This window comes from Rhodoblastus sp., assembly GCF_019449565.1.
Taxonomy (GTDB): domain Bacteria; phylum Pseudomonadota; class Alphaproteobacteria; order Rhizobiales; family Beijerinckiaceae; genus Rhodoblastus.
The window spans coordinates 1-25495 of record NZ_JAGRPM010000008.1 but is presented as its reverse complement, the minus strand read 5'-3'; the positions used below and the strand labels follow the sequence as shown (position 1 = coordinate 25495).

Annotated in this window: 23 protein-coding genes; 18 read left to right on the top strand and 5 right to left on the bottom strand. The window is 62.6% G+C overall.

Translation table 11 applies throughout. The features are described from left to right. Nucleotide 1: 1 nt before the first annotated feature. Genes QZ409_RS01600 through QZ409_RS01585 form a run of 4 tightly spaced genes read left to right on the top strand, consistent with a single transcriptional unit; the run spans nucleotide 2 to nucleotide 3922 of the window. The gene (locus tag QZ409_RS01600) at nucleotides 2–1120 is read left to right on the top strand and encodes a cysteine desulfurase family protein (protein ID WP_296706373.1); all 1119 of its coding nucleotides are present in this window, start codon (nucleotides 2–4) and stop codon (nucleotides 1118–1120) included. Next, a complete protein-coding gene (locus tag QZ409_RS01595; protein WP_296706371.1) occupies nucleotides 1117–1833 on the top strand; it encodes a class I SAM-dependent methyltransferase in 717 nt (238 codons plus the stop codon). The genes QZ409_RS01600 and QZ409_RS01595 overlap by 4 nt, the downstream gene beginning before the upstream one ends. Nucleotides 1834–1835: 2 nt before the next feature. Then, nucleotides 1836–3107 (top strand): MFS transporter, encoded by a 1272-nt coding sequence (locus QZ409_RS01590; protein WP_296706395.1) that lies wholly within the window; start codon nucleotides 1836–1838, stop codon nucleotides 3105–3107. Beyond that, nucleotides 3104–3922: a nucleoside phosphorylase gene (locus QZ409_RS01585; protein WP_296706369.1), complete on the top strand. Its 819-nt coding sequence runs from the start codon at nucleotides 3104–3106 to the stop codon at nucleotides 3920–3922. The genes QZ409_RS01590 and QZ409_RS01585 overlap by 4 nt, the downstream gene beginning before the upstream one ends. Before the next feature lie 70 nt (nucleotides 3923–3992). Here the strand turns inward: QZ409_RS01585 and QZ409_RS01580 are convergent, their stop codons facing one another. From QZ409_RS01580 to QZ409_RS01570, 3 genes are all read right to left on the bottom strand, one after another. Further along, on the bottom strand, nucleotides 3993–4721 hold the full coding sequence (locus tag QZ409_RS01580) for a cation transporter (protein WP_296706366.1): 729 nt from the start codon (nucleotides 4719–4721) through the stop codon (nucleotides 3993–3995). Between the two features lie 79 nt (nucleotides 4722–4800). Beyond that, on the bottom strand, nucleotides 4801–6036 hold the full coding sequence (dmeF, locus tag QZ409_RS01575; RefSeq protein WP_296706364.1) for a CDF family Co(II)/Ni(II) efflux transporter DmeF: 1236 nt from the start codon (nucleotides 6034–6036) through the stop codon (nucleotides 4801–4803). Nucleotides 6037–6044: 8 nt separating this feature from the next. Beyond that, a complete protein-coding gene (locus QZ409_RS01570) occupies nucleotides 6045–6323 on the bottom strand; it encodes a metal/formaldehyde-sensitive transcriptional repressor (protein ID WP_296706361.1) in 279 nt (92 codons plus the stop codon). Between the two features lie 164 nt (nucleotides 6324–6487). Between QZ409_RS01570 and QZ409_RS01565 the strand changes: the two genes are divergently transcribed. The 4 genes from QZ409_RS01565 to QZ409_RS01550 all read left to right on the top strand — a co-directional run bounded on the left by QZ409_RS01565 (nucleotide 6488) and on the right by QZ409_RS01550 (nucleotide 12223). After that, complete coding sequence (locus QZ409_RS01565) at nucleotides 6488–6925, top strand: hypothetical protein (RefSeq protein WP_296706359.1); 438 nt, start codon at nucleotides 6488–6490, stop codon at nucleotides 6923–6925. 66 nt (nucleotides 6926–6991) lie between these two features. Then, a complete protein-coding gene (locus tag QZ409_RS01560; protein ID WP_296706356.1) occupies nucleotides 6992–8632 on the top strand; it encodes an efflux RND transporter periplasmic adaptor subunit in 1641 nt (546 codons plus the stop codon). A 5-nt stretch (nucleotides 8633–8637) separates the two neighbouring features. Then, complete coding sequence (locus QZ409_RS01555) at nucleotides 8638–11781, top strand: efflux RND transporter permease subunit (protein ID WP_296706353.1); 3144 nt, start codon at nucleotides 8638–8640, stop codon at nucleotides 11779–11781. A 19-nt stretch (nucleotides 11782–11800) separates the two neighbouring features. Beyond that, entirely contained in the window at nucleotides 11801–12223 is a 423-nt protein-coding gene (locus tag QZ409_RS01550; protein WP_296706350.1) for a hypothetical protein, read from the top strand. A gap of 433 nt (nucleotides 12224–12656) precedes the next feature. Here QZ409_RS01550 and cueR read toward each other — a convergent pair whose 3' ends face one another. After that, nucleotides 12657–13055 carry a Cu(I)-responsive transcriptional regulator gene (gene cueR, locus QZ409_RS01545; protein WP_296706348.1) on the bottom strand — a complete coding sequence of 133 codons (399 nt, stop codon included), beginning with the start codon at nucleotides 13053–13055 and terminating at the stop codon, nucleotides 12657–12659. A gap of 59 nt (nucleotides 13056–13114) precedes the next feature. Here cueR and QZ409_RS01540 point away from each other — a divergent pair, with 59 nt between their 5' ends. The 9 genes from QZ409_RS01540 to QZ409_RS01500 all read left to right on the top strand — a co-directional run bounded on the left by QZ409_RS01540 (nucleotide 13115) and on the right by QZ409_RS01500 (nucleotide 22200). Beyond that, a complete protein-coding gene (locus QZ409_RS01540) occupies nucleotides 13115–15490 on the top strand; it encodes a heavy metal translocating P-type ATPase (RefSeq protein ID WP_296706347.1) in 2376 nt (791 codons plus the stop codon). Nucleotides 15491–16284: 794 nt separating this feature from the next. After that, nucleotides 16285–16653, top strand: coding sequence for a copper-binding protein (locus QZ409_RS01535; protein ID WP_296706344.1), 369 nt, complete (start codon nucleotides 16285–16287; stop codon nucleotides 16651–16653). Nucleotides 16654–16832: 179 nt separating this feature from the next. Further along, the gene (locus tag QZ409_RS01530) at nucleotides 16833–16982 is read left to right on the top strand and encodes a hypothetical protein (protein WP_296706341.1); all 150 of its coding nucleotides are present in this window, start codon (nucleotides 16833–16835) and stop codon (nucleotides 16980–16982) included. A gap of 116 nt (nucleotides 16983–17098) precedes the next feature. After that, nucleotides 17099–17476 (top strand): copper-binding protein, encoded by a 378-nt coding sequence (locus tag QZ409_RS01525; RefSeq protein WP_296706392.1) that lies wholly within the window; start codon nucleotides 17099–17101, stop codon nucleotides 17474–17476. 244 nt (nucleotides 17477–17720) lie between these two features. Then, nucleotides 17721–18008 (top strand): DUF2933 domain-containing protein, encoded by a 288-nt coding sequence (locus QZ409_RS01520; RefSeq protein ID WP_296706339.1) that lies wholly within the window; start codon nucleotides 17721–17723, stop codon nucleotides 18006–18008. Beyond that, a complete protein-coding gene (locus QZ409_RS01515) occupies nucleotides 18005–18679 on the top strand; it encodes an isoprenylcysteine carboxylmethyltransferase family protein (protein ID WP_296706336.1) in 675 nt (224 codons plus the stop codon). Before QZ409_RS01520 ends, QZ409_RS01515 begins: the two co-directional genes overlap by 4 nt. A 53-nt stretch (nucleotides 18680–18732) precedes the next feature. Beyond that, nucleotides 18733–19221 carry a hypothetical protein gene (locus QZ409_RS01510; RefSeq protein WP_296706334.1) on the top strand — a complete coding sequence of 163 codons (489 nt, stop codon included), beginning with the start codon at nucleotides 18733–18735 and terminating at the stop codon, nucleotides 19219–19221. A gap of 209 nt (nucleotides 19222–19430) precedes the next feature. Beyond that, nucleotides 19431–20156: a Spy/CpxP family protein refolding chaperone gene (locus tag QZ409_RS01505; protein ID WP_296706332.1), complete on the top strand. Its 726-nt coding sequence runs from the start codon at nucleotides 19431–19433 to the stop codon at nucleotides 20154–20156. 163 nt (nucleotides 20157–20319) lie between these two features. Continuing rightward, nucleotides 20320–22200, top strand: a complete 1881-nt coding sequence (locus tag QZ409_RS01500; RefSeq protein WP_296706330.1) for a DUF3141 domain-containing protein — start codon at nucleotides 20320–20322, stop codon at nucleotides 22198–22200. 115 nt (nucleotides 22201–22315) lie between these two features. Here the strand turns inward: QZ409_RS01500 and ppk2 are convergent, their stop codons facing one another. Continuing rightward, complete coding sequence (gene ppk2 / locus QZ409_RS01495) at nucleotides 22316–23098, bottom strand: polyphosphate kinase 2 (protein WP_296706329.1); 783 nt, start codon at nucleotides 23096–23098, stop codon at nucleotides 22316–22318. A 1131-nt stretch (nucleotides 23099–24229) separates the two neighbouring features. On the opposite strand from ppk2, the gene QZ409_RS01490 reads away from it, so the two are divergent. Continuing rightward, on the top strand, nucleotides 24230–25495 hold a 1266-nt coding region (locus tag QZ409_RS01490; RefSeq protein ID WP_296706327.1), incomplete at its 3' end, for an efflux RND transporter periplasmic adaptor subunit.

Sequence of the window (25495 nt, the reverse complement as noted above, 5' to 3'; positions counted from 1 at the left end):
GATGGCGACCATCTATCTCGACTATAACGCTAGCACGCCGATCGCCCCCGAAGTCGCGGCGGCGATGAGGCCTTTGCAGGAGGATGTGTATGGCAACCCCTCAAGCGGCCATTGGGCTGGCGCGCCGGCAAAGGTCGCGGTGGAGAATGCCCGCAGCAAGGTTGCTGCGCTCCTCGGCTGCCATTCCGATGAAGTCGTGTTCACCAGCGGCGGCAGCGAGGCCAATAATCTCGCGCTGAAAGGATTGTTCTTCCGGCGCAACGATCGCCCGTCACATTTGATCGTCTCCGAAATCGAGCACCCGGCGACGCTCGAACCGTGCCGTTTCCTGGAGCGACTGGGCGCCAAGGTCACCTATGTGCGGGTGGACGGCGCCGGCCTCGTCGATCCCGATGACATCCGCAAGGCGATCACCAAGGATACGTTTCTGATCAGCGTCATGCACGCCAACAACGAGGTCGGGACCATCCAGCCAATCGCCGAAATCGCGAAAATCGCCCGCGAGCATGGCGTTCCCCTGCATAGCGACGCCGCGCAATCTTTCGGCAAGATCCCGACCCAAGTTGACGATCTTGGCGTCGCCCTTCTCTCCATCGCGGGCCACAAATCCTATGCGCCCAAGGGGATTGGCGCTCTCTATATTCGGCGGGGGATCGAGATCGAGCCGCTTATCCACGGCGCCGGACACGAAAGCGGCCGGCGCGCGGGCACGGAAAGCGCGCTGCTGACCACGGCCCTCGGCAAGGCGTGCGAGATTGCGCCGCCCTGGATTGGCGCGCCGGGCGTGAGGCGGCTGCGGGATGTGTTCTGGGAAAACCTGCGCGCGGCGTTTGGCGACCAAGTCGCGCTGAACGGCCATCCGGTGCTTCGGCTGCCCAACACGCTCAATGTTTCATTCATCGGGCGCGTCGGCGCCGACATCCTCGCGCGAATACCCGATGTCGCCGCTTCGACCGGGTCCGCCTGTCATTCCGGCGAGATCGCGCTGTCACCCGTGTTGAAGGCCATGGGCGTCGCCCCCGCGGTAGGGATGGGCGCCATCCGCTTCAGCCTTGGGCGCGGCACGACGCGGGAAGAAATCGACGGAACCGTTGACCGGCTCAAGCGGGCGCTCGCATGAGCAGGAAGGAGCTCACAACGATTGGCCCAGCACCCTACGCAGCCTGGCGCGCGACTTCGCTCGGGGCGATCACGGAAGCCATCGAGCAGCGACTGATCCTCGACATGATCGGCGGGGTCGAGGGCGCCCGCGTCCTCGACGCGGGCTGTGGCGACGGCGTGCTGGTTTGCCTCATGACGGCGCGCGGCGCCGAGGCGACAGGCGTCGATCCCGACCCGGCCATGCTCGCCGCCGCGCGGTCGCGCGCGGCCAAGGCGGGCGTCGATGCGGCGTTCCTGGTAGGGCGCGTCGAGCGCTTGCCGTTTCCCGACGCCTCGTTTGACGTTGTTTTCTCCGTCATCGTTCTTTGTTTCACGCCGGAGGCGGCAAGCGCCGTTCACGAGTTGGCGCGCGTGCTTCGTCCGGGCGGGCGGCTCGTGCTCGGAGAACTCGGGCGCTGGAGCCTGTGGGCGGCTCTGCGCCGTGTGCGCGGCTGGCTCGGCGCGGAGACCTGGAAGGCGGCGCGATTCCGCAGCGCGTCCGAGTTGGGCTCGCTCGCGGAACAGGCGGGGCTGTCCGTCATAGCCATCCGCGGCGCCGTTTACTATCCGCCAGTGAGCGCTTTTGCCCGCGCACTGGCGCCGATCGATGCTCGCCTCGGCCGCCTGACCACATTTGGCGCCGCGTTCATCGCGCTTGGCGCGGTTTCCGTCGATCAGCCTTGGAAACAATGACCATGCCGCCACAATCGAACACTTCCGCGCCTTCTGGCATCCGGCTTGGCCTGCGCGAGAATTGGCGGCAGTTTTCGCTGCTCGTGCTCATCAATGCCTTTGTCGGCGGCATGGTGGGGCTGGAGCGCACAGTGGTCCCGCTGATCGGATCCGAAGAGTTCAAAATCGCCTCGACGACGATTGTCGTCTCCTTCATCGTCAGTTTCGGAATCGTCAAGGCGATCGCCAATCTGATCTCGGGGCATTTCGCGGATGTTTACGGCCGCAAGCACATGCTCGTCCTCGGCTGGCTGTTCGGGCTGCCGGTCCCCTTCATGATCGGCTGGGGGCCGACCTGGGGCTGGATCATCGCGGCGAACGCGCTGCTCGGGATTAATCAAGGCTTCGCCTGGTCGATGACGGTGATCATGAAGGTGGACCTCGTCGGCCCCAAATCGCGCGGGCTCGCCGTCGGCCTGAATGAATTCGCAGGTTATCTTTCCGTCGGCCTGACCGCCTTCTTCACCGGCTATATCGCCCAACGCTACGGTTTGCGGCCTCAGCCGTTCTATCTCGGCATCGCCTATGCGGTTCTGGGGCTGGCCCTTTCGATCCTGCTCGTACGCGACACCCGCCATCACGTCGGCCTCGAACTAGCGAATCATGCGGCCCCGGCGGAAAAGGTCGGGTTCTGGGAGATTTTTCGCCGCGCCTCGTTCGGCGACCGCAATCTTTTCGCGGCGTCGCAAGCCGGTCTGGTCAACAATCTGAACGACGGCATGAGCTGGGGGATCTTTCCGCTTTTCTTCACGGCTTTCGGCCTGGGTGTCGAACAGATCGGCGTCCTCAAGGCCGTCTATCCCGCGGTGTGGGGCGTGCTTCAGACCGTCACCGGCCCGTTGAGCGACCGGTGGGGCCGCAAAGGCCTGATCGTGGCGGGCATGTGGGTGCAGGCGAGCGGGCTGTTCCTGACGGCGGCGACGCGCGAGTTCAGGTGGTGGTTCGTCGCCAGCCTATTGCTCGGCCTCGGCACTGCCATGGTCTATCCGACGCTCATCGCCTCGGTCTCCGACGCCTCGCATCCGTCATGGCGGGCGCGCTCGCTCAGCGTCTATCGATTCTGGCGCGACCTGGGCTATGCCATCGGCGCCCTCTCAGCCGGAATCATGACAGACCTGTTCGGCGCCGCCTGGGCGATAAGCGCTATTGGCGTTCTGACTTTCGCCTCCGGCGCCCTGGTCGCCGTCATCATGAACGAGCGCCGACCGGCGACTGGAACGGATAAAACACAATGACGGCGCCAAACGACAATGGCAGGCGGCCACCAATTTTGAGCCGCAAGGACCATCAGGCGCCCTCGGTGTTCACGCCGGACGCACTGCTCAGGGAGGCGCGCCGTCAGAAGGGGATCGACGCCGGCGCCTTGCCCGAAATCTGCATCCTCGATCCCGATGGCGATATTGTACGCCATCTCATCGCCACCGGACGTTCTCGCCGTCACCCGCATTGGGCCTGCTATCACACCGACCTTCACGCTTTTGAGCACAAGGGGCAAAGTTACGGCGTCGTCGGCTGCGCCGTCGGCGCGGCCTTCGCTGTCCTGATCGCCGAGGAACTCTTCGCCTCCGGCTGCAAGCTTCTCATCAGCATGACATCGGCGGGCCAGATTGCGCCGGTACAGGCGCCGCCATATTTCATCATCATTGACCGCGCGCTTCGCGACGAGGGAACGAGCTACCATTATCTGCCGCCCGAGGAGTACAGCCTGGCTGACAAGTGCTTGACGCGACTGGCTGAGGAAACCCTTGTCGCCGGGGGGATATCGGCTCAGGTGGGCGCAACCTGGACGACGGATGCGCCGTTCCGCGAAACGGCAGAGGCGATCACGGCCGCCCGGGAAGCTGGCATCCTGGCTGTCGAAATGGAAGCCGCAGCGCTTTATGCCTTTGCCGCCGCGCGGAAGCAGCCGGTGCTCTGCTTCGCACATGTCACCAATCAGATGGGGCGCATCGAAGGCGATTTTGAAAAAGGCGTCGCAGATGGCGCGGAAGAGTCTCTGAACGTAATCTTGACGGTGGCGCATCGTTGGCGCGACCAGACGCCTCCCTGAGCGCAAACGGGGCCGCACCTTCGCTGTTCTAATGTCAGAATTTCCCATCAACCGCCGGCAGCGATTCAAATCATCTGGAACGATTAGGCCCCTGGCGATCCTTTCGCGGCCTATAATTCGCGCGGTGCGGTGCGGTTCGGTCAGGGTTGCCCTCATTCCGATATTCCGTCCAGGCCTGCCGCAGGATTTGCGCCGACGAGGTGAGGAATATCCCGGCCATCAGCCCAGCCACCGCGAGGTCGGGCCAAGCCGTCTTCGTGCCCCATACGCCCAGCGCCGCGAACATCACGACAATGTTGCCGATCGCGTCGTTGCGAGAGCAGAGCCAGACCGAACGCACGTTGGCGTCCCCGTCCTTGTAGCGCATCAACAGCAGCACCGAGGTCAGGTTGGCCGCAAACGCCAGGATCGCGATTCCGCCCATCAGCTCGGCGCTCGGCAGGCCGAGAATGAAGGTGTGGTAAACGGTGGAGCCGAACACCCATAGCGCCATGAGGCTCAGGGACAGACCCTTGAACAGCGCCGCCGTGGCCCGAGTCTTTAAGCTGGCCCCGATGACCGCAAGGCTGAGGCCGTAGGTGACGGTATCAGCGAGAAAGTCGAGGGCGTCGGCCTTCAGCGCCTGTGACCCGGCGAGATGGCCAGCGATCATTTCCGTGGCAAACATTGCGCCGTTGATGCCTATCACCGTCCAGAGCACGCGCTTGTAACGCGGATCGAGCCCATCGAAGACCAGCACGCCGCCGTGACAGCCGCAAGCTGTATCGGCGGCGCAGCTCGTGATCGGGCCGCCCTTCACACTCTGCGGTTCTGGAAATAGCAGTGGAGGCGGGGAGCAACAGTCTTCCCCGGAAGTACAGCCCTTGTCTGCCACGCCATCACCCTTTGTGCAGAACCTCAATGGTCAAATGGGAGAGCGACTGGAAGCGGGTAAGCCTTTCGCGATAATAATCCTGCCCCCTTGTCGCTTCAGCCGTCAATATGGAGACAACCGCACCAAGATGTCCCGGCCCCAAGCGCCACAGGTGCAAATCGGCAACCTTGTCGCCGTCGCACTCAATGGTTTGGCGCAGTTTTTCCGCCATAGTCTTGTCCGGGTTCATGTCGAGCAGGATTGCGGCAGTGTCACGGATCAAGCTGAATGCCCAATTGGCTATGACGATAGCGCCGATGATGCCGGCCAGCGGGTCCATCCAGAGCCAGCCGAAGCTGCGGGCAAGCAATAAACCCACTATCACTAGAACGGACACGGCGGCGTCGGCGATGACGTGAACCATGGCGGCGCGCATGTTGTTGTCACGATGAGCCGCGCCTTGCGCGCGCTCGTGTTCCTCAAACGCGACGGCATAGGTTTGCGCGCCAAGCTTTACTCGTGCGTTGAATTCATGCGGCTCGGGAATTTCCTCGATGGATTCCAGATAAGTGCCGCAATCCTTGAAAGCGAAAAGCTGCCGCGATCCATCAGGGCGCACGGTTTCAACTGAGACTGTTTGCGCAGATAAGGCAGGGCCGGTTTGGGTCCGGAGCCGGAAGCGCGGCGGCAGGCCGTCTTCGAACACTTCGAGCACGATGATCCCGGTATCGGTCTTCATTTCGTGCGATTCATCATGGGCATGCTCTTCGTGCGCATGTCCGTGCCCATGACCGTGATGATGATCGCCGCCGCTCAGAAGCCAAGCGCTGGCGATGTTCACTGCGAGACCCAGAATTGCGACTGGAATCGCCTCCGCAAAATGAATCGGGACAGGTTCGAAGATGCGGCTGATAGATTCATAGCCGATCAGCAAGGAGATCATCGTGAGGATGATCGCGCTGGTAAAGCCGGCAAGATCGCCGAACTTGCCGGTGCCGAAGGAGAAGCTGGGATTATCGGCATGTTTCCGGGCGTAGGTATAGGCCAGCGCCGCAAGCAGGAGCGCGCCCGCGTGGGTGCTCATATGCAGGCCATCGGCGACAAGGGCGATGGAGCCGAACAACAGGCCGCCGACGATCTCGGCGACCATCATGATCCCGCAGAGCCAGATCACCGCCCACGTCTTGCGTTCGCTTTTTTCGTGGCCCTCGCCGAGGAAGACGTGGCTATGAAAAGCCGAAGAAGCATAGCTCTCGTTCATGGCAAGTCTCACTTCAGGTAGGTGCGGACGACATCGAGCAACTGCTCCACCGCTTCGGCATTCAGGGCGTTCGGATGTTTCTCGGCGTCGACGAGATGAGTCCGCACGTGGTCTTCCACAACCTCAGCCATCAAACCGGCCATCGCTCCGCGCGCACCGGCGATGAGATGCATGACTTGTTCGCAGCCAGCCTCGCCGTCGAGCGCTCGCTCGATGGCTTCAACCTGGCCCCGGATGCGGCGCACGCGCGCCAACAGCTTTTGTTTTTCGCGTACGGTATGGGTCATACGCTATTATGACATAGGCCCCTACCCTATCCAAGCGCCTATTTCAGTCAGTTGCGACGCTTCGAACATCGTTCACTGTTTTCGCGGAGAAGAGTTTCCCGCTTTACCGCGCCGTAGAATTGCCGCTGTCGTTGTGTTATTAAGGCGCTAGGGTGGAGTTGATTTTGCATCGATCGGTGGCCCATTTTGCGCTTTGGCTTGCTGCTGTCCTGTTCGCGGCAGTGGTGACGCTTGCGCCGGCCTCCGCTCATCCGGGCCACCAGGACGAAGGCGCACACGCCTCCGTCCATCGGCGCATCGAGGCGACGCCTGGATTGGCGCTCAAAAAAGCTCCATTCAAGTCGATCGGATTCGTATCCGCTGAAATCACGACGGCGACCATGGCGCCATCGGCCGAGAGCGATTCATCCTCGGGGGACGCCGCTTGCCGTCATGGTTCGGGCTGCTGCGGAACGGGTTGTTGCTCGGCATTTATCGTCGCCGTGGCCCCGGTCCTTCCGCTCGCTATCCCCGTTGCTCTGGCGCGACGCGCCTGGACATTTGAGACCAGGTCCGGCGTCGAACCCAACTCCCTGCTCGAACCGCCGAATTTCCGCGCCTGATTTCGCCGCCTCCGCAGGGTCGCCTCGCGCCTGCGGTTGACTGTCGTTCAGGTCGCAGGATTTCCCATGTTTTCTCGATTCGCCGCCCTTGTCGCGGCCCTTTTGAGCGCGCTCGCCTGCGCCACGCCTTCGTTCGCCCATGAGGGCCACGATCACGAGGCCGCCCCGCCCGCCATCGCCCATGTTTCGCCGCGCGCCGAAGCGCAATCCGCGGCCTTCGAACTCGTCGCCGTTCCCAAAGGCGGTGAGCTGGAGATCTGGCTCGATCGGTTCGACACCAATGCCCCGGTCGAAGGGGCGTCGATTTCGCTCGAGACGCCGGCCGGCTCGGTCGAGGCCGTAGCAAAGGGCCCCGGCCTCTATCGCGTCCCGGCGCCCTGGGCCGCGAAGCCCGGCCGCACCGATCTGATCTTCACGGTGATGGCCGGGAACGACATGGATGTCCTGCCGGCGAGCCTCACCGTTTTGGCGTCGGCAAACGGCGTCGAACCGACGGCGGCCATCGCTCACTCACCCGACATTGGCAAGATTTCTCCCTGGATCGCCGCCGTCGCGCTGATGGGGGGAGCCGCGACGCCGATCCTGTTGCGCAACAGGCGTCGCCTTTGGGCGCCGGCGCTCGGCGTTGGGCTGATCGTCGTGTTCGGCGCGGCCAGGCTTTTCGCTTCTGAGGGCCATGACGAAGCTCCGGTCCCGGCGCCGGTCGCCGCCGACCGGCCTGGCGTCACGGCCGATGGCCTGATCTTCGTGCCCAAGCCGAGCCAACGCATTCTGGCGGCGCGAACGCAGCTCAGCGAAACCGGCTCCCATAGCCGATCGATCGAACTGCCGGGCCGGGTCGTTCCCGATCCCAACGCCAGCGGCATCGTCACTGCCGCGACAGCCGGGCGGCTGTCTCCGCCGCCGGGCGGGTTCCCTCGTCTCGGACAGCGGGTCAAAAAAGGCGATGTCCTGGCCTATGTTGCCGTGCCCTTCCTCGCCATTGACCGGTCCACCCTTCACCAGACGGCGGGTGACCTCGACCAGCAGATCTCGATTGTCGAGCGGCGGCTGACGCGCCAGGAATCGCTGATCAAGACCCAGGCAGTCGCTCAGGCGACGCTCGACGACACGCGGCTGGAGCTTGCGGGCCTGCAACGGCGGCGCGCCGACGTCGATAACGCCCGTCGCGAGCCCGAGCCCTTGGTGGCGCCTGTCGACGGCGTGATCGCCTCGGCCAATGCCGCCGCCGGCCAGATCGCCGATCCCAATTCAGTCATTTTCCAGATCGTCGATCCGAAGAGGCTTTGGGTCGAGGCCACGGCCTTCGAGCCGACGGCCCTGAGCGGAGGCGGTTCTGCGCGGACGGCCGACGGCAAGTCCTTCGCCCTCGATTATATTGGCTCTGGCCTCGCCGACCGCAATCAGGCGGTTCCTGTCGATTTCGCCCTGCATTCAGGCTCAGAAGATCTGCGTCTGGGCCAGTTCGTGACCGTCTCGGCCGCCACGAACGAGACGAAAACCGGCGTTGCCGTTCCCCGCGCCAGCATCATCCGCCGCAGCAATGGCCAGAGCGTCGTCTTCGAGCATGTGAGGGCCGAGCTTTTCGCCGCACGCGAAGTCCGCATCGAACCGCTCGACGGCGACGCCATGTTGGTGGTCTCCGGTCTCGATCCGGGCAAGCGCGTCGTCACACAGGCGGCCTCCCTCATCGATCAGGTGAGGTGAGGGTCATGTTCACATTCCTTGTCTCGCGATCCCTACGGAACAGATTGCTGGTGCTGGCGCTCGCCGCCGTCCTGCTCGTCTATGGCGCCTTCACCCTGACGCGCCTGCCAGTCGACGTGCTTCCGGACCTCAACCGGCCGACCGTCACGATCATGACCGAAGCCGAGGGGCTCGCGCCACCCGAAGTGGAGCAGCTCGTCACCTTCGTCATCGAGACGCAGATGAACGGCGTGCCGGGCGTCACGCGCGTGCGGTCGGTCTCCGGCGTCGGCCTGTCGATCGTCTATGTCGAATTCGATTGGTCGAGCGATATCTACCGCGACCGCCAGCAGATCGCCGAACGCCTCTCGCTCGTGCGCGATCAATTGCCGCCCAACGTCACGCCGCAAATGGGGCCGGTCAATTCGATCATGGGCCAGATCGTGCTCGTCGCCATGACGGCGCCCGAAGGCGTTTCGCCCATGACCGTGCGCGAGACGGCGGATTTCGTGGTGCGGCCGCGTCTGCTCGCCATTCCAGGCGTCGCGCAGGTCATTCCGATGGGCGGCGAGGTTCGGCAATTCCGCGTTTCGCCCGATCTCGCCGCCATGCGGACGCTCGGGATCACGCTCGACCAGCTCGACAAGGCGCTGGCCCAATTTGGCGTCAACACCGGCGGCGGCTTTTCCGACCAGCATTCAAGCGAATATCTGATCCGCAATCTTGCGCGCACCCTGCGGCTCGAAGATCTCTCCGACCTCATCGTCGCGACGCCGAACGGCAAACCGGTGCGGCTCAAGCAGATCGCCGAGGTTTCCTTCTCCGCCAAGCCGAAGCGCGGCGACGCCGGCTATATGGGCAAACCGGCCGTTATCGTCTCGATCGAAAAGCAGCCGAACATCGACACGATCAAGCTAACCCAAAGCATCGAAACCGCGCTCAAGGAGCTTGACCCGTCTCTGCCCAACGGGATCAAGGCGGACCAGATATTGTTCCGGCAGGCCGATTTCATCGAGACCTCGGTTAGGAACGTCGAACATGTTCTGCTGGAGGCTGTGGTCGTCGTCGCCGTCGTCCTCTTCGCCTTCCTGCTGAACTGGCGCACGACGGCGATTTCCCTCACCGCCATTCCGCTTTCGATCCTCGTCGCCGCCATCGTCTTCCACTGGATGGGGCTGTCGATCAACACGATGACGCTTGGCGGCCTCGCCATCGCCATCGGCGAGTTGGTCGATGACGCGGTGGTGGACGTCGAGAACATCTTTCGGCGTCTTCGCGAGAACCGGCAGGCGGGAAGCCCGAGGAGCGTTTTCGACGTCATTGTCGGGGCCAGCCAGGAGGTGCGCTCGGGCATCGTCTATGCGACGGCGATCATCGTGCTGGTCTTTGTGCCGCTGTTCGCGCTGTCGGGCATTGAGGGGCGGCTCTTCGCTCCGCTCGGTCAGGCCTATATCGCCTCGATCCTGGCCAGCCTCATGGTCTCGATCACCGTCACCCCGGTCCTGTCTTTCTATCTTTTGCCCCGCCTGAAGCGGCTCGAAGAGCATGAAGGATGGCTCGTGCGCAAGCTCAAGGCCGGCTATGGCGCCGGTCTGAACCATGGGCTCGACCATGCGCCTGCGCTCTTGGCTTTGGCGGCGCTCGGCGTGGCGGGAGCGGGCTACGCGGCGTTCAACCTGCCGCGCGCCTTCCTGCCGCCGTTCAACGAAGGCACGCTGACCATCAACGCCACCTTTGCGCCGGGCATATCCCTGGCGGAATCCAACCGCGTCGGCCTGATCGCCGAGCAATTGCTGTTGCAGGCGCCCGAGGTCAAGTCGGTCGGCCGGCGCACTGGCCGCGCCGAACTCGACGAACATGCCGAGGGTGTCCATTCCTCGGAAATCGAGGTCGATCTCCAACCGTCGAAGCGGGACAAAGGCGCGGTCCTCGCCGAAATCCGCGAAAAACTCGGCGTTTTGCCGATGGCGATCAACATCGGCCAGCCCATCTCGCATCGCCTCGATCACATGCTGTCGGGCGTCCGCGCGCAGATCGCCCTGAAAATCTTTGGCGACGATCTCGACGCGCTAACGCGCATCGCCGAGGATCTTCGCCAAAAGCTTGCCCCCATTCCTGGCCTCGTCGACCTTCAGGTCGAGCGGCAGGTGCGCGTCCCGCAGCTCGAAATCGCCATCGACTACCAGCGGGCGGCGCTTTATGGCGTGCAGCCGGCCGCCGTCGTTGATCAATTGCAGCGCCTTTCCAACGGCAAACTGGTCTCGCGGGTCGTCGACGGCGTGCGGCGCTTCGACGTCGTGGAGCGGCTCAATGACCGTCTGCGCACGACCGCCGCGCTGGGCGACATGCTTGTGGAGACGCCCTATGGCTGGGTTCCGGCGCGCCAGATCGCCGACGTGCGCGAGACCGACGGGCCGAACCAGATCCAGCGCGAGAACGGCAAAAGGCGCATCGTCGTCTTCGCCAACGCCACGCCGGGCGCCGACATGGGCCGCATCATCGCCGATATTCGGGGCAAACTGGCCGAGACGAAACTGCCGCAGAGCTACTTCACGAGCCTCGAAGGCGCGTTCCAGGCGCAGGAAGAGGCGAGCCGCGCGATCGGCCTGTTGTCGCTGATTTCGCTCGGCCTGGTCTTCGCTCTGTTGTACTCGCGCTATCGCTCGGGCGTTTTCGCCGCCATCATCATGGGCAGCGTCCCGCTTGCCCTGATCGGCAGCGTCGCCGCTTTGGCGCTGGCTGCGCAGAGCCTTTCGGTCGCGTCGATGATCGGCTTCATCACCCTGACCGGCATCGCGTCACGAAACGGCATCCTGAAAATCAGCCACATGCTGAATCTCGGCCTGCACGAGGGCGTTCCGTTCGGTCGGGAGTTGGTGATCCGGGGCTCGCTGGAGCGCATGACACCCGTGCTGATGACGGCGTTGTCGGCCGGCGTCGCCTTGGCGCCCTTGATGTTCGACGCGCAGGCGCCAGGCAAGGAAATCCTGCATCCGGTCGCCATCACGATCTTCGGCGGCCTGGTCAGCGCCACGGCGCTCGACGCCTTCGTGACGCCGGCCCTCGTCCTGCTGTTCGGACGCAAGTCCTTCGAGCGGCTCGTCAAAGACCATCAAGACCAAGCCTCCGTCCGTCCAGCAGCGGATGGACCCGAATTCGCGATCTTCTAGGCAACCAAAGGAGAATCTTATGAAACTGAAAACGCTCGCCTTCACCGCAGTCCTCGTCTGCGCGCCTACGTTTGCCTTCGCCCATGCGGTCAAGACCGGTGAACATGGTGGTCCGCAGACTGATGCTGGCGGCTTCCAGGTGGAGGTCGTCGCCAGGGACAAGACGCTTGACGTCTATTTGCTCGACAATGCGTCGAAACCCGTGAATTCGGCTGGGGTCAAAGGCGTCGCCATTTTCAAGGCCGCCGATGGGAAACCGGTCCGCATTTCCCTTGAACCTGCCGGCGACAATAAATTGTCGGGCGTCGCACCCTCGCTCTTACCCGCGCAGCTCGACGGCGCCGTGCAGCTCACCACCCAGACTGGCGGTTCTGTCCAGGGCAAATTCGCCGCTCACGATCATGACCGCGAGCACGAAGTCGAACATGGCCACGACCATTAACTGGGCCTACCGCCCAATCTGTATCGGGAGAACCTCATGTTACGTCCTTCTTTTGGCGCCTTCGTCGTCGTCGCTGGCGTCGTTCTTTCAGCGCCGTCGGCTGGCGCGATCACCTTCAACAAGGATGGAGTCGTCGATTCAGACGGTCATCGGACACGGCAGGAACATGTCAATTACTGTCAAGAGAACCGCTACCAATGTCTGCAAAATCTCGGCCACTCGCCACGCTTTTTTTCTCAGGCGCCGCAATGCCGGATCTCATTTGATCAATGCCTAAACCGATGAAAAGGCCGTGGTCCGCCAGCGCGAGTTCGATTGACGTCCACGATCCGAGGAAGGGGCGAATTTAATGAGCCAGCCAAGCAAGCGAGGGCCGCTTTCATGTTTCATGTCTGGCCTGCCGCCCGAGCAAATTCGGTCGGGGTTTCAGCGCTCAGCCATGGCAAGCGTCTCCGAGATCCTTGAGGATCGGACACTCCGGGGCGGCGTTGCCGGGGCATTCGTCGATCAGGGCGCGCAGCGTTGCGATCATGCCTTGCATTTCGGCCACCCGCCTTTCGAGATCGGCGACGTGCGTCACGGCGATGCGCTGGACCTCACTGCTTGGGCGCTTGTCGTCACGCCACAGCGCGAGAAGGCCGCCAATTTCCTCCATCGAAAAACCCAGCTTGCGGGCGCGCCGGATGAACTTCAGGTCGTGGACGTCGCGCTCGGCATAGTCGCGATAGGAATTTTCGCGCCGCGCGGCGGGACGCAGAAGGCCGATCGCCTCGTAGTGACGGATCATTTTGGTCGAGACGCCAGTTCGGTCCGCCGCCACCCCAATGTTCATGACAATGCTCCTTGACCTTCCAATGATAGGAAGGTGTACGCCGTCAGAACGAGAATGCAATGAGGATTTCCATCATGGGCGATACCGAAGCCGCCGATCATCACCATGGCCATCACGCGCATCACGGCCATGAAGCCAATGCCGTTCCCGGCGCTGTGAAGGACCCTGTCTGCGGGATGAATGTCGATCCGCAGAAAGCACGAAGCGCGACCCACGTGGGCAAGAGCTATTTCTTTTGCTCGGAAGTGTGTCGCAGCAAGTTCGTCACGGATCCAGGGCGCTACGCACAGCCCGAGGCGGCGCGAGTCCCGGCCGCGCCAGAAGGAACGATCTATACCTGCCCGATGCATCCGGAAATCCGCCAGGCGGGGCCAGGCAATTGCCCGATCTGCGGCATGACCTTGGAGCCAGTTCTGGCCACGACGGAAACGGGTCCAAGCGCTGAACTTGTCGACATGACCCGCCGGTTCTGGATTGGCCTCTTTATCGCGCTTCCGGTCCTGGCTCTCGAAATGGGTGGCCATCTGACGGGGCTTAATCACCTTCTCGGGCATCAGACATCGAATTGGATTCAGTTTGTTCTGGCCACCCCCGTCGTGCTCTGGGCTGGCTGGCCCTTTTTCGTGCGCGGCTGGCAATCACTGCTGACGCGCAAGCTCAACATGTTCACCTTGATCGCGATGGGAACTGGCATCGCCTGGGTCTACAGCGTCGTCGGCACGGCGGCGCCGCAAGTGTTTCCGGCGATCTTTCGCGACGCCGAGGGCGCCGTCGCGGTTTATTTCGAAGCCGCGGCGGTCATCACCGTTCTGGTGCTGCTCGGCCAGGTCCTGGAATTGCGGGCGCGCGAGACGACGAGCGGCGCGATCCGCGCTTTGCTCGACCTTGCTCCAAAAACCGCCCGGCGCATTAAAGCCGACGGCGGCGAGGAGGAAGTCGGTCTCGAAACGGTCGCCGTCGGCGACCGCTTGCGTGTCCGGCCGGGCGAGAAAGTGCCGGTCGACGCAGTCGTCGTCGAGGGCCGCAGCGCCGTCGATGAGTCGATGGTGACCGGCGAATCCATGCCTGTCACCAAAGAAATCGGAGCGAAAGTGATCGGCGGCACGATCAACCAGAGCGGCGGCCTGATCGTCGCGGCGGAAAAAGTCGGGCGCGATACGATGCTGGCGCAGATCGTCCAACTCGTCGCCGAGGCGCAGCGCTCGCGCGCGCCCATCCAGCGTCTCGCGGACGAAGTCTCGGGCTGGTTTGTGCCGGCGGTCATCCTCATCGCAGCGCTCGCCTTCGCCACCTGGTCGGTATTCGGCCCGGAGCCCCGCTTTTCTTATGGGCTGATCGCCGCCGTGGCGGTGCTGATCATCGCCTGTCCCTGCGCCCTGGGTCTCGCCACGCCGATGTCGATCATGGTCGGCGTCGGCCGCGGCGCGCAAGCCGGCGTGCTGATCAAGAACGCCGAGGCGCTGGAGCGAATGGAGAAGGTCAATACGCTCGTCGTCGACAAGACCGGTACGCTGACCGAAGGCAAGCCGGCCGTCACCGCGCTCGTGACCGCAGACGGCTTTGACGAGGCCGAAGTCCTGCGCCTTTCGGCCAGCGTGGAGGTGGCGAGCGAACATCCGCTGGCTGTCGCCATTGTCGCCTCGGCGAAAGCACGCGGCCTCACGCTTGCGCCGGTCGAAGCTTTCGACTCGCCGACCGGCCGCGGCGCGCTCGGGACGGTCGACGGCCGCCGCATCGTTCTGGGCAATGCGCGTTTCCTGGAAGAGCAGTCGATCGATACGGCGCCCCTTGCGGAAGCGGCGGAACGGCTGCGTCAAGACGGCGCGACGGCGATTTTTGCTGCGATCGACGGCCGCGTCGCCGGCGCGCTGGCGATCGCCGACCCGGTGAAAGCCTCGACGCCCGAAGCGCTCGCCGCGTTGAAGGCGGCCGGGGTCAAGGTCGTGATGTTGACCGGCGATAATTGGACGACAGCGAAAGCGGTCGCGCGCCGGCTCGGGATCGACGATGTCGAAGCGGAGGTGCTGCCGGAGCAAAAAAGTTCCGTCGTCCAGCGGCACAAGGCAGCGGGACGTGTGGTCGCCATGGCCGGCGACGGCGTGAATGACGCGCCGGCCTTGGCCGCAGCCGATGTCGGCATCGCGATGGGAACGGGAACCGACGTGGCGATCGAGAGCGCTGGAGTGACGCTGCTCAAGGGCGATCTCACCGGCATCGTTCGGGCGCGGCGGCTGTCGCAGGCGACGATGGGCAATATCAGGCAGAACCTGTTCTTCGCATTTGTCTACAATGCGCTCGGTGTGCCGGTCGCAGCCGGCGTGCTTTATCCGTTCTTCGGGATTCTGCTTTCGCCGATCATCGCCGCGGCGGCGATGGCGCTGTCATCGGTCAGCGTCATCACCAATGCGGCGCGCTTGCGTCGTGTGAAGTTGTGATGGGCCCGCGTCGAAATTGTCTGTCGAGCTGGCGGGCGCGAGGCAGTTCGCTCGTTGAACCGCTGCGCGCCTTAATGGAGGCCCCGCTGATGTGGTGCTCCGACTTGCGGTTTCTCCCGGCCATTCGGCGAGTGCTCCTGAGTTTCGCTATTCTGGGGCTGCTGTTGGCGCCGTCGGCGGGTTTCGCGCATGGCGCGATGCTGCAAGGCCAGGTGATCGGCATGGCCGATCATTCGCCCTGCTGTCCAGAATGTCCCGGCGACGATTGCTCCAAATGCGCATTGATGACGTCGTGCGCGCTTTTTTGCGTCGACTTCCTGGCGATGGAGCAAAACATAGCGATGGTTGTCTGGCGCCACGCCGCGCCTGTCGTGGCCAGTTCGTCACAAACCTTGGTCGGCGTCGATCACTTGCCGCCCCGAAAGCCGCCGCGCTTCCGAAGTTCTTTGCCGTATGACTACCCATGAGTGTCGTCGTGCAATATAAAACGATAATAAAAAACGCGATAATACTGTATAAAAACAGTAAATACGTAAGTGTGCCAAAATATATCATAAAATTAAACTATGTATTATTGATTCATATCAATGATATCCTGGCAAAATGCGCACACGATACGTATATCGTAACCACTATCGGTCATGAGTGCTGTAACTCAGGAGCTGTGGCCTTCCCTTTCGGCGGGCTCGACGGCTTGAAACGCAAAAAAAAAGCCGATCACACCCCGTTGGCGCGAAGGCGCCTGAGATTCCCCGAAGGCCCGCAGGGTGCGGTCTCAATCACAGGAGAATAAAATGTTGAAGTCCAAATCACGCATCGCTCTGGCTCTTGCGCTCGCCATGGCGACCGCCGCGCCCGCTTTCGCCATGAACATGGGCGGGCCGCAATTTCTGCAAATGATGGAGAAGATTCGCTCCGACAAAGCGGCTCCTGGAACGCCGCTCTGGGTTTCTGTGCGTGTGAAAAACGCCGACGTGCCGGGACAGAAGCTGACCGTCTCGCACCGGGCGGTTCCGAAAATCCACATGCCGGCGATGACGATGACCTTCCCTGTGACCGACCCCACGCATCTTGCGATGTTGCACAAGGGTGATCCGGTCGAGATCGAGCTCAGCAATGTGAATGGCGAAGTGAAAATCATCGATTTTCGCATGCAGCATTAGGCTTCGCATAAGGCGCGCTGGCTGCGATCCCCATTGGCGATCGTGAAGCCGGCCGCCCGTCCCAGGGACGCCGCCCCCGCGGTCCATTTTGGATTTGGAGGGCGGCGCACAGCCGAAGTTCCGCTGGGCGTTGAAGTTGGACTTAGCGAACGGGCCACGCCGCACCAGGAGTGATGATCATGACCGACTTCGATCGCAAGCCCGCCGTCCCCCGATGGGGTCAAACCAGAGCGCGTGCCACCGCGGCGGAGATCGACCAGGGTCTGCGCGCAGACATACATGCGTCATTGCCATGGTTGGTCGCGAAAGCAGCAATTCAGGAGCTGTGACTTTCCCTTCCGGCGGGGCTCGGCGGCGCGAAACGCCAAAACGCTGATCACAACCCACAGGCGCGAAGGCGCCTGAGATTCCCCGAAGCCCCGCAAAACGCGGACTCAAATTGCAGGTGAATCAGATGTTGAAGGCAAAATCGCGCATCGCGCTGGGTCTTGTGCTGGCCATGACGGCCGCCGCGCCCGCGTACGCCATGGAATTAAACCAATCGCAATGGCTGACATTGATGCAGCAGATCCGCACGGACAAAGCGGATGAGGGAGCGCCGCTCTGGGTCTCGGTACGTGTGATAAACGCCGACGTCCCGGGATGGGCGCTAACCTTCTCGCAGCGAGCGATTCCGAAAATCCACATGCCGGCGCAAACCATGACCTTCCCTGTTACCGACGCCACCCATCTTTCGATGTTGCGCAAGGGCGATCCGGTCGAAATCGAGGTCGCCAAGAATAAAGGAGTCGTGAGAATCATCGATATTCACATGCGTCATTAAGCTTGACGCCGGGCGAGCCAGTCCCGTTTGCCGGAGGAACGCCGCCTCGGTGTTCCGAAAGAGGCGCCGAAGCGGCAGGCTCCCGAAACGCTGAAGGCGGCAGGGAATTCGTTGCAGGGAGCCCTCCCGTTTGAGCGTTCCGCGATCAGATGGAATCGCGGGAGGCTCGGAACTTCCTGAAAACGCCGCGCTTCAGGCGAAAAGCCGGCATCCAACTTATCGCACACTACTAGCGGAGAATCCCATGTCCCAACATCACGACCATTTCGAGCCACCTGCCGATCAGCGTCCCTTTCTGAAGACGCCGGCCGGATGGGTTCTGATCGGCTTCCTGGCGATCGCCGCCTTCTACCTCGTCACTGAGCACACCGCGCATTTGTTCGGTTTCCTGCCATTCGCCTTTCTCCTCGCCTGTCCGCTGATGCACCTGTTCATGCATGGTAAACATGGCGGTCACGGCGGCCATCAAGGCCACGACCAAAACGCCGGACCCGCCGGCGACAGGGCTTCGACGAAGGACGCCCAGCCATGACACACGATGCTCCCGCTTACGGCCTCTGGTCGCTTGTCATCATCAACACCCTCTTCTTCATCATTTTCGCCACGACCTACAGCGTCGGCGGCTGGAAGAAGAATTGGCGCGAGTTAGGAATGTTCTCAGCCTTCGTCCTGGCGCTGTTCACCGAAATGTACGGATTTCCGCTGACAATCTATTTCCTGTCGGGGTGGCTCGCGGCACGATATCCTGGGCTTGATTTGATGTCGCACGACACTGGGCACCTCTGGTCGACGCTTTTCGGGCTAAAAGGGAATCCGCATTTCAGCGTGCTGCACATTTTGAGCAGCTTGCTGATCGGCGCCGGAATCGTCCTGCTCGGCTATTCGTGGCAGATACTCTATGACGCGCAGCGGGCGGGAAAGGTCGCGACCAGCGGGCCCTACTCCAAGATCCGCCACCCGCAATATGTCGCCTTCATCGCCATCATGCTCAGCTTTCTACTGCAATGGCCGACAATCCCGACCCTGCTGATGTTCCCGGTCATGACCTGGGTCTATGCCCGGCTCGCGCGGCGCGAGGAGCAGGCCTCGATCGAACAGTTCGGCGACGCCTATCGGACTTACATGGCCGACGTGCCGGGCTTCTTCCCGCGCCTCGATCGCCTGTTCGGCGGGAATGCGCCGGACAGACAGCCGCGTCGATAAGAGCCGGCAGATTTTCAATACCCTCAAACTCGACAAAACAGGAGCAACTCACAATGAGCAATTTGCTCTGGTCGAAAAGATCTCTCGGCGCCGCAATCCTGACGCTTGGCGCATTCGCCATGTTGTCAGGCAAGACGGCGACCGCCGCCGAGGACTCGGAATACAAGGTCGCGGACGGATTGGCTGTCTATCTTGGCGTGGCGCCCGCTGAGATCGTGAAAGGCCATTTGCCGAGCCACGCCGAGCAGACGATGCACGGCGGGGCGCCAAGCGGTCGTCACGAATATCATGTGGTGGTCGCGGTTTTTGAAACCGGCACGGGAAAGCGTGTCACTGATGCGGTGGTGACGGCGCAGATTTCCGGGCTTGGCCTCGTGGGCGCGAAGAAAAAGCTCGAGCCGATGGAGATCGCGGACACGATCAGTTACGGCGGGTTCTTCGACCTGCCCGGGGCCGATCTCTACACGGTCGCTTTGACCATTCAACGAGCCGGCGCGGAGCAGCCTGTGCTCGTGAACTTTTCTTACGATCATCGACGGTGACACGGGAATCGATGCGCCGCTGTTCAACCGGCGGCGCGCCCGGCTGCGAAACCCGCATCAGCGGACTCGACACGACTTCATGCAAACGTCGGCGCCCGGGACGAAGGCCGCAGCTTAGTGCGACCTTGACGCCGACATTTTCGAAGAGCTTCCGGCGAGGGCGCAATTTCGCGGGCTTCGCCGGCCAAAGAGGAGAGGAAACGATGAAAATGGCTCTCAAAACTCTGCCGCTGGCCTTTGGCCTGCTGGCGATCGCCCCCCTCGCCTGGGCCCAGAGTCCGGCGGACCACGATGCGCATCATCCGGCGCAGAGCGAAGCGCCTTCGGCCGCGCCCGCGCCGACCGCTGCTCCGCCCGCCCAAGGCGGGATGGGAGGGGCGTCCATGATGAAAATGATGGGCGGCGGAATGGGCATGGATATGATGCGCATGATGCGGATGATGATGGCCGGCTCCGGCATGGAGGCGATGGGGGCGATCGACCATGTCGAAGGCCATATCGCTTTCCTCCGCGCCGAGCTGAAGATCACCGACGCACAGACGAGCGCCTGGAACGCCTTCGCCGATGCGCTGCGGGCCCATGCGCAAAAGCTCGCCGATCTGCGCGGCTCGATGATGGCTCAGGGCTCGGCTCAGCAGCCGCCGACCGTGATCGATCGTATCGATCAGCAAGAGCGCTGGCTCACGGCCCGTCTCGACGGCCTAAAGGCCATCAAGGCGACCGTCGTTCCGCTTTATGCGGCCTTGTCGGACGAGCAGAAAAAGACGGCCGACGAGTTGCTCGGTCCGCATATGGGAATGGGCATGATGGCGATGCCGGGAATGTCGCCCGGCGGGATGATGGGGGCGGGCCAGATGGGCGGAGCGTCGATGGGCGCCGGATCGATGCAGCCGGGGCAGATGAAAACCGAGCCCATGCCCGGAATGGGAAAATAGTGCGGCGCGAGGAGCAAGTCTCGCTCGCCGAATTCGGCGACGCCTATCGGGCCTATATGGAAAAGACGCCCGCGTTCATCCCGAAACTTTCCGGAGCTGGTTTGCCGGCTCCGGCTAACAAGAAGTGATTTGGTTGCGCGCGGCGCTTTGAAGGAGCACGAACATGGCGACGGCGAAGAAAACATTGAGCGCCAAACGAACGGAAGAGCCTATTCTCCGGGCCGTTGCGCCAACCCACGTCTCGTCGCTCGACGCTACGGCCAGTGTAATTGAACTACCACCCCCGGTCCCCGCCGAGCGCCCCGATTTCGGCGATTTCCCGGCCTATGCCCGAGACTTCGCCGAGCGGACCGTGCTGTTCTGGGACGCGTTGCGCCAGCGCGCCGACAATTTCCTCGAACACGAGCGGCTCGGCCTTCCGGCGCTGCTCGACTTCAAATGGGAAATGCTCGTTGATGCGCGCGTCTTCGAGCGGCCGGCCAATTACGCGCTGCTCCGGATCACCGAGGCCCCGGGATGTCGCGCCAGTGACTGCGTCGACGACAACAAGCCGCCCGTGCTGATTGTCGATCCACGCGCCGGTCATGGACCGGGGATCGGCGGATTCAAACGCGATTCCGAGGTCGGGATGGCGTTGCGCGAAGGCCATGCGGTCTATTTCGTCATCTTCTTTCCAGAGCCGTGCAAGGGCCAGACGCTTGCAGACGTGCTGCACGCCTTGCGGCGTTTCATCGAGGAGGTCGCCCGACGACATCCGGGCAAGGCGCCGATTCTCTATGGCAATTGTCAGGCCGGCTGGGCGATTGCCCTGCTTTCCGCGGACTGCCATGGCCTCGTCGGACCCGCCGTTCTCAACGGTTCGCCGCTGTCGTATTGGTCGGGAGAATCGGGCGTCAATCCGGCTCGCCTCGCCGGCGGTCTTCTCGGCGGCGTGTGGCTCACCCATTTCCTCGCCGATCTCGGCGACGGCCGCTTCGACGGCGCCTGGCTCGCGCAGAATTTCGAGACGCTGAAGCCCGGCAACGCGGTTTGGGACAAATACGCTCAACTCTTCACTCAGGTCGACTCCGAGCGCGAGCGCTTCCTCGATTTCGAACGGTGGTGGGGCGGCTTCCATAGCCTCGGCGGCGAGGAAATCGGCGCGATCGTCAGAAACCTGTTCATCGGCGACCAGCTCGAACGCGGACAGTTCCGGATTTGCGCCGGCTGCTTCGCCGATCTGCGCAAGATCAGGAATCCGCTGGTGATCTTCGCGTCCTACGGCGACAACATCACTCCGCCCCACCAGGCGCTCGGCTGGATTCCGGCCGTCTACAAGGATACCGCCGATCTGGTCGCGGCCGGGCAGCGGATCGTCTATCTGATCAACTCGCATGTCGGCCATCTCGGCATCTTCGTTTCGGCCTCGATTGCCCGCCTAGAGCACCGCGCCATTCTGGAAAGCCTCGCCGAGATCGATGCGCTGGCGCCGGGGCTCTACGAAATGAAGATCGACAATCCGAGTGGTGATCAAGATTGTCATAAGCCGAAATACGCCGTCCGCTTCGAGCCGCGCGAGGTCGCGGACCTGCGCTTCGAACATCCGGTGCGATCCTTCGAGCGCGTCGAAGCCGTCTCGCAGACGCTGGACGCCCTCTACTCCGCTTTCGTCAGCCCCTTGGTAAAGGCGTTCTCGACCCCTTGGAGCGCGAATGCTCTGCGCTGGGCGCATCCGATGCGGATGAGCCGTTTTCTGTTGTCGGCGCAATTCTTGCCGCCAATGCGCTGCGTCGAGCTCCTGGCCGAATCCGTCCGCGCGCAGCGCCATCCCGTCGCCGCATCGACCCCATGGCTGGCCCAAGAACGGGCGGTCATCGCGGAGGCGTCGCACCTGTTGGAGACGGCCCGGGTCTGGCGCGATGGCCTCGAGGAGGTGGCCTTCGCCGCTATTTACAACAACCCATTCGCCCCCGCTGCGCCCACACCCCGAACCGAACGCAAAGAGGATCGCCAAGGCTGTGCGGCAACTACGGGCTCGTCATCGCCGCCGCCAACAAGCATTTGATCGCCGGGCGCGGCGCGCGCGCCTTGACGGCGCCCAGCGTCGTCACGCCTTGTGACCGGCGATAACCGGCTAACACGGCGCAGGTTTACATTCGAGGGGCCTAAGCGCGCTTCCGTTAGGGCTCCAGCCCGCCGTTGGTCAGCAGCGTCTCGTCAAATTGAAACACGCGATTGGGATCGGGAAGCGGGCCGTGGCCTGCCTTACCGTGATAAACGCAGCGCGAGAGCAGGTCGCGGATGATGTTGAGCCGCGCCTCCTTCTTGTCGTCAGCCTGGATGATCGTCCAAGGCGCGAAAACGCTGTGGGTGCGCCGGAACATCTCGTTGCGCGCCGCCGAATAATCCTTCCAGTGTTTCACTGCCTTTTCGTCGACTGGGCTGATTTTCCATTGCCTCAGCGGGTCTTCCCGGCGGCGGTCGAGGCGCTTCTTCTGCTCTTTGCGGCTTATATCGAGATAATATTTAATGATGGTGAGGCCGCAATGAACGAGCAGCTGCTCGAAAATCGGCGCCGCACGGATAAACTGTTCGTATTCGTCTTCGGTGCAGAAGCCCATGACGCGTTCGACGCCGGCGCGATTGTACCAGCTGCGATTGAAAATCGCGATTTCGCCGGCGACAGGCAAGTGTTCGACATACCGCTGAAAATACCAGGCTTTTTCATCGCGGCTCGAGGGCTTCCCGAGCGCGACGATCCGGGTCTCCCGCGGGCTTAAATGTTCAACAATGCGCTTGGCGGCGCCGTCCTTGCCGGCCGCGTCGCGCCCTTCGAGAATGACCAGAATCTTCCTCTCGCTGGCGATGACGTGTCGCTGGAATTTGACCAGCTCCACCTGTGCTTCGTGCAGCGCCTGCTTGTAGACGTCGTTGTCGTGATCGGCTTCCGCGTCGGTCGTCATGGTGAAGCTCGCGTGCCAAATGAGCGACTCGAATCGAACGACCCAAGCAACGGCGCATTTTCGCCGCTCTGATGTCGGAATCAAGCAAATCGTATCGAAACTCATGCCGCACGATGAGCAGCGGCGCCACCGGCTTCGCCGTCCGCTGGCGCCCATCTGAAAATCCGCGCGGGTCGGTGGGCGCGCTGTCTGAGGAAAAACGCTGCAAGCGCTGTCGCACCCCCTCGGCGGCCGCGACCAAGGCGACTCGCTTCTCTTCGAGCCAGAGGTCGGCGATCACGTCTTCCCCGATGTGTTGCGCGTAGGCGTTCGCTGTTTTGAGCGGACCTGTGGTTTCTTCGGCAAAGCGCACGGTGCTTGCCGAGGTCGTCACAAGAAGGGCGCCGCCCTGAAAGCCCGGCCAATCTATGGCGCGCCGAAGGTGATGTCGGCGACTTCACAAATGCGGTTGAGCAGCGCTTTGTCGAGCAGTTCCAGAAACGAGCGTCAGGACGCCGAATTACAGCCTCAGGAGCAGCGCCAGCGCTTGGGCGATTATACCGCATTCGATGGCCATCATCGTTCCTCGCTTCGTCGCCAATTCACGCCTCGTGAAGGGCGATTGGTTTTTTGACAAAATTGCCGCTTACAGTCGAGTTGATCGTGATGTAGATCATGGATGGTTGGAGCGTGAACGACGATAGTGTCGTCAGACCGTTCGGAAGCAGTGTCGATGGTTCGTTGGATTCGCGTCTTTCTTTCCGTTTTTGCTCTCGTGGGCCTGCTGGCCACGGGAACAAGCGGGGCTGTGGCGGCGAAAACCCAACATCATTGCGCCAACATGATGATGCACCAGCCTCAGGGCGGCGCGGATGATTCAGGAGCCGCCTCGAAGTGTTGCACGACAGGCGTTTGCTTCGCGGTGCAGCCCACTTTGTCAACATGCGTCGCTGTTTTTTCCGTGCGAACTTTCACTCGTGTTTTCCTGCCGGCACTGAGTGACGCCACGATTCCCACCCTGCCCCTATCTCCGGATTTACGACCTCCCATCGCTTGAAGCCGTGACTTTCACCGGCTGCCTGCCGCCAATCGACCGGCGGACGCCCCACGACTTCACGCGAACGCCGGATTACCGGCTGGAGATCGACAATCATGCCCCCGTCCCTTCGTCTGCTGGGCGCTTGCGCCCTCGCGGGAGGCGTCGCCCTGGCGGCGACATTCGCCGAGCCCCTGTTTCCTTCTGCTGTCAAGTTTTGGTCGGCGGGCGCCGCCGCCGATCCACAAGAGGACCCCGTCGTCTTCTATCGTGACGCCATGGGCGGAGCGGATCTTTCCAAGGGGCCGAAAAAGGACGGCATGGGGATGGATTTTGCGCCCGTCCGCCGCTCCATGCTCCTGCCGCTCTTGTCCAAATTGCCTGCAAGTCCGTCCGCTTCAACGCAGGAGCCCTTGTTCTGGCGCGACCCAATGGGTGGGCCGGAAGTTTCGGCGACGCCAAAGAAGGATTCGATGGGCATGGATTTCCTGCCCGTGCGGCCAGCCGACATCGCCGCTCTGCTGCCGCCGATCGGCGCCGCCGCCGAGGCCACGCGCACGCCCACGCCCAAGACGCCGCCCGAACCGGCCAGGAAGCGCATCCTCTACTACCGTAACCCTATGGGGCTGGCGGATATTTCTCCCGTTCCGAAGAAGGACGCGATGGGCATGGATTACCGGCCCGTCTATGAAGGCGAGGACGAGGATTCTTCCACGATCAAGATCGCCCCCGGCAAGGTGCAGCGCACCGGCGTACGTTCCGAGCTCGTCCAGAGCCAGATTATCGTGTCGAAAATTCGGGTTCCGGGATCGATTCAGCTTGATGAACGCCGTGTTGCGGTCGTGGCGACGCGCTCGGCCGCATTTATCGAGAAAGTTGCGGATGTCACGACCGGCGACCTGGTGAAGAAGGGCCAGACTTTGGTACGCCTGTTTTCGCCCGAAATTGCCGCAGCCGCCGCGCAATATCATTCCAACCCAGGCTATGACGGCGCGCGCACGCGCCTGGAGGTGCTCGACGTTCCGGCCGATGTCGTCGCCGAAATCAAGAGCTCCAGCAAAATTCCGCTCACGATCGGCTGGCCCGCGCCGCGCGACGGGATCGTTCTCGAACGGATGGCGATCGAGGGCATGAAGGCCGACGCGGGCCAGCCGTTGTTCAAGATCGCCGATATTTCCGTCATATGGGCGCTCATCGATGTTTCGGAGCGTGACTACGCCAGAATCAAACCCGGACAGGCCGTTTCCATCCATGCACGCGGCCTGCCCGAGCGGTCTTTCACCGGCACGGTCAGCCTGATTTATCCGCAGATCAACCGCGAGACGCGCACCGCGCGGGTCCGCGTAGAGCTGCAAAACCCAGATCTCGTTCTGCGGCCCGAT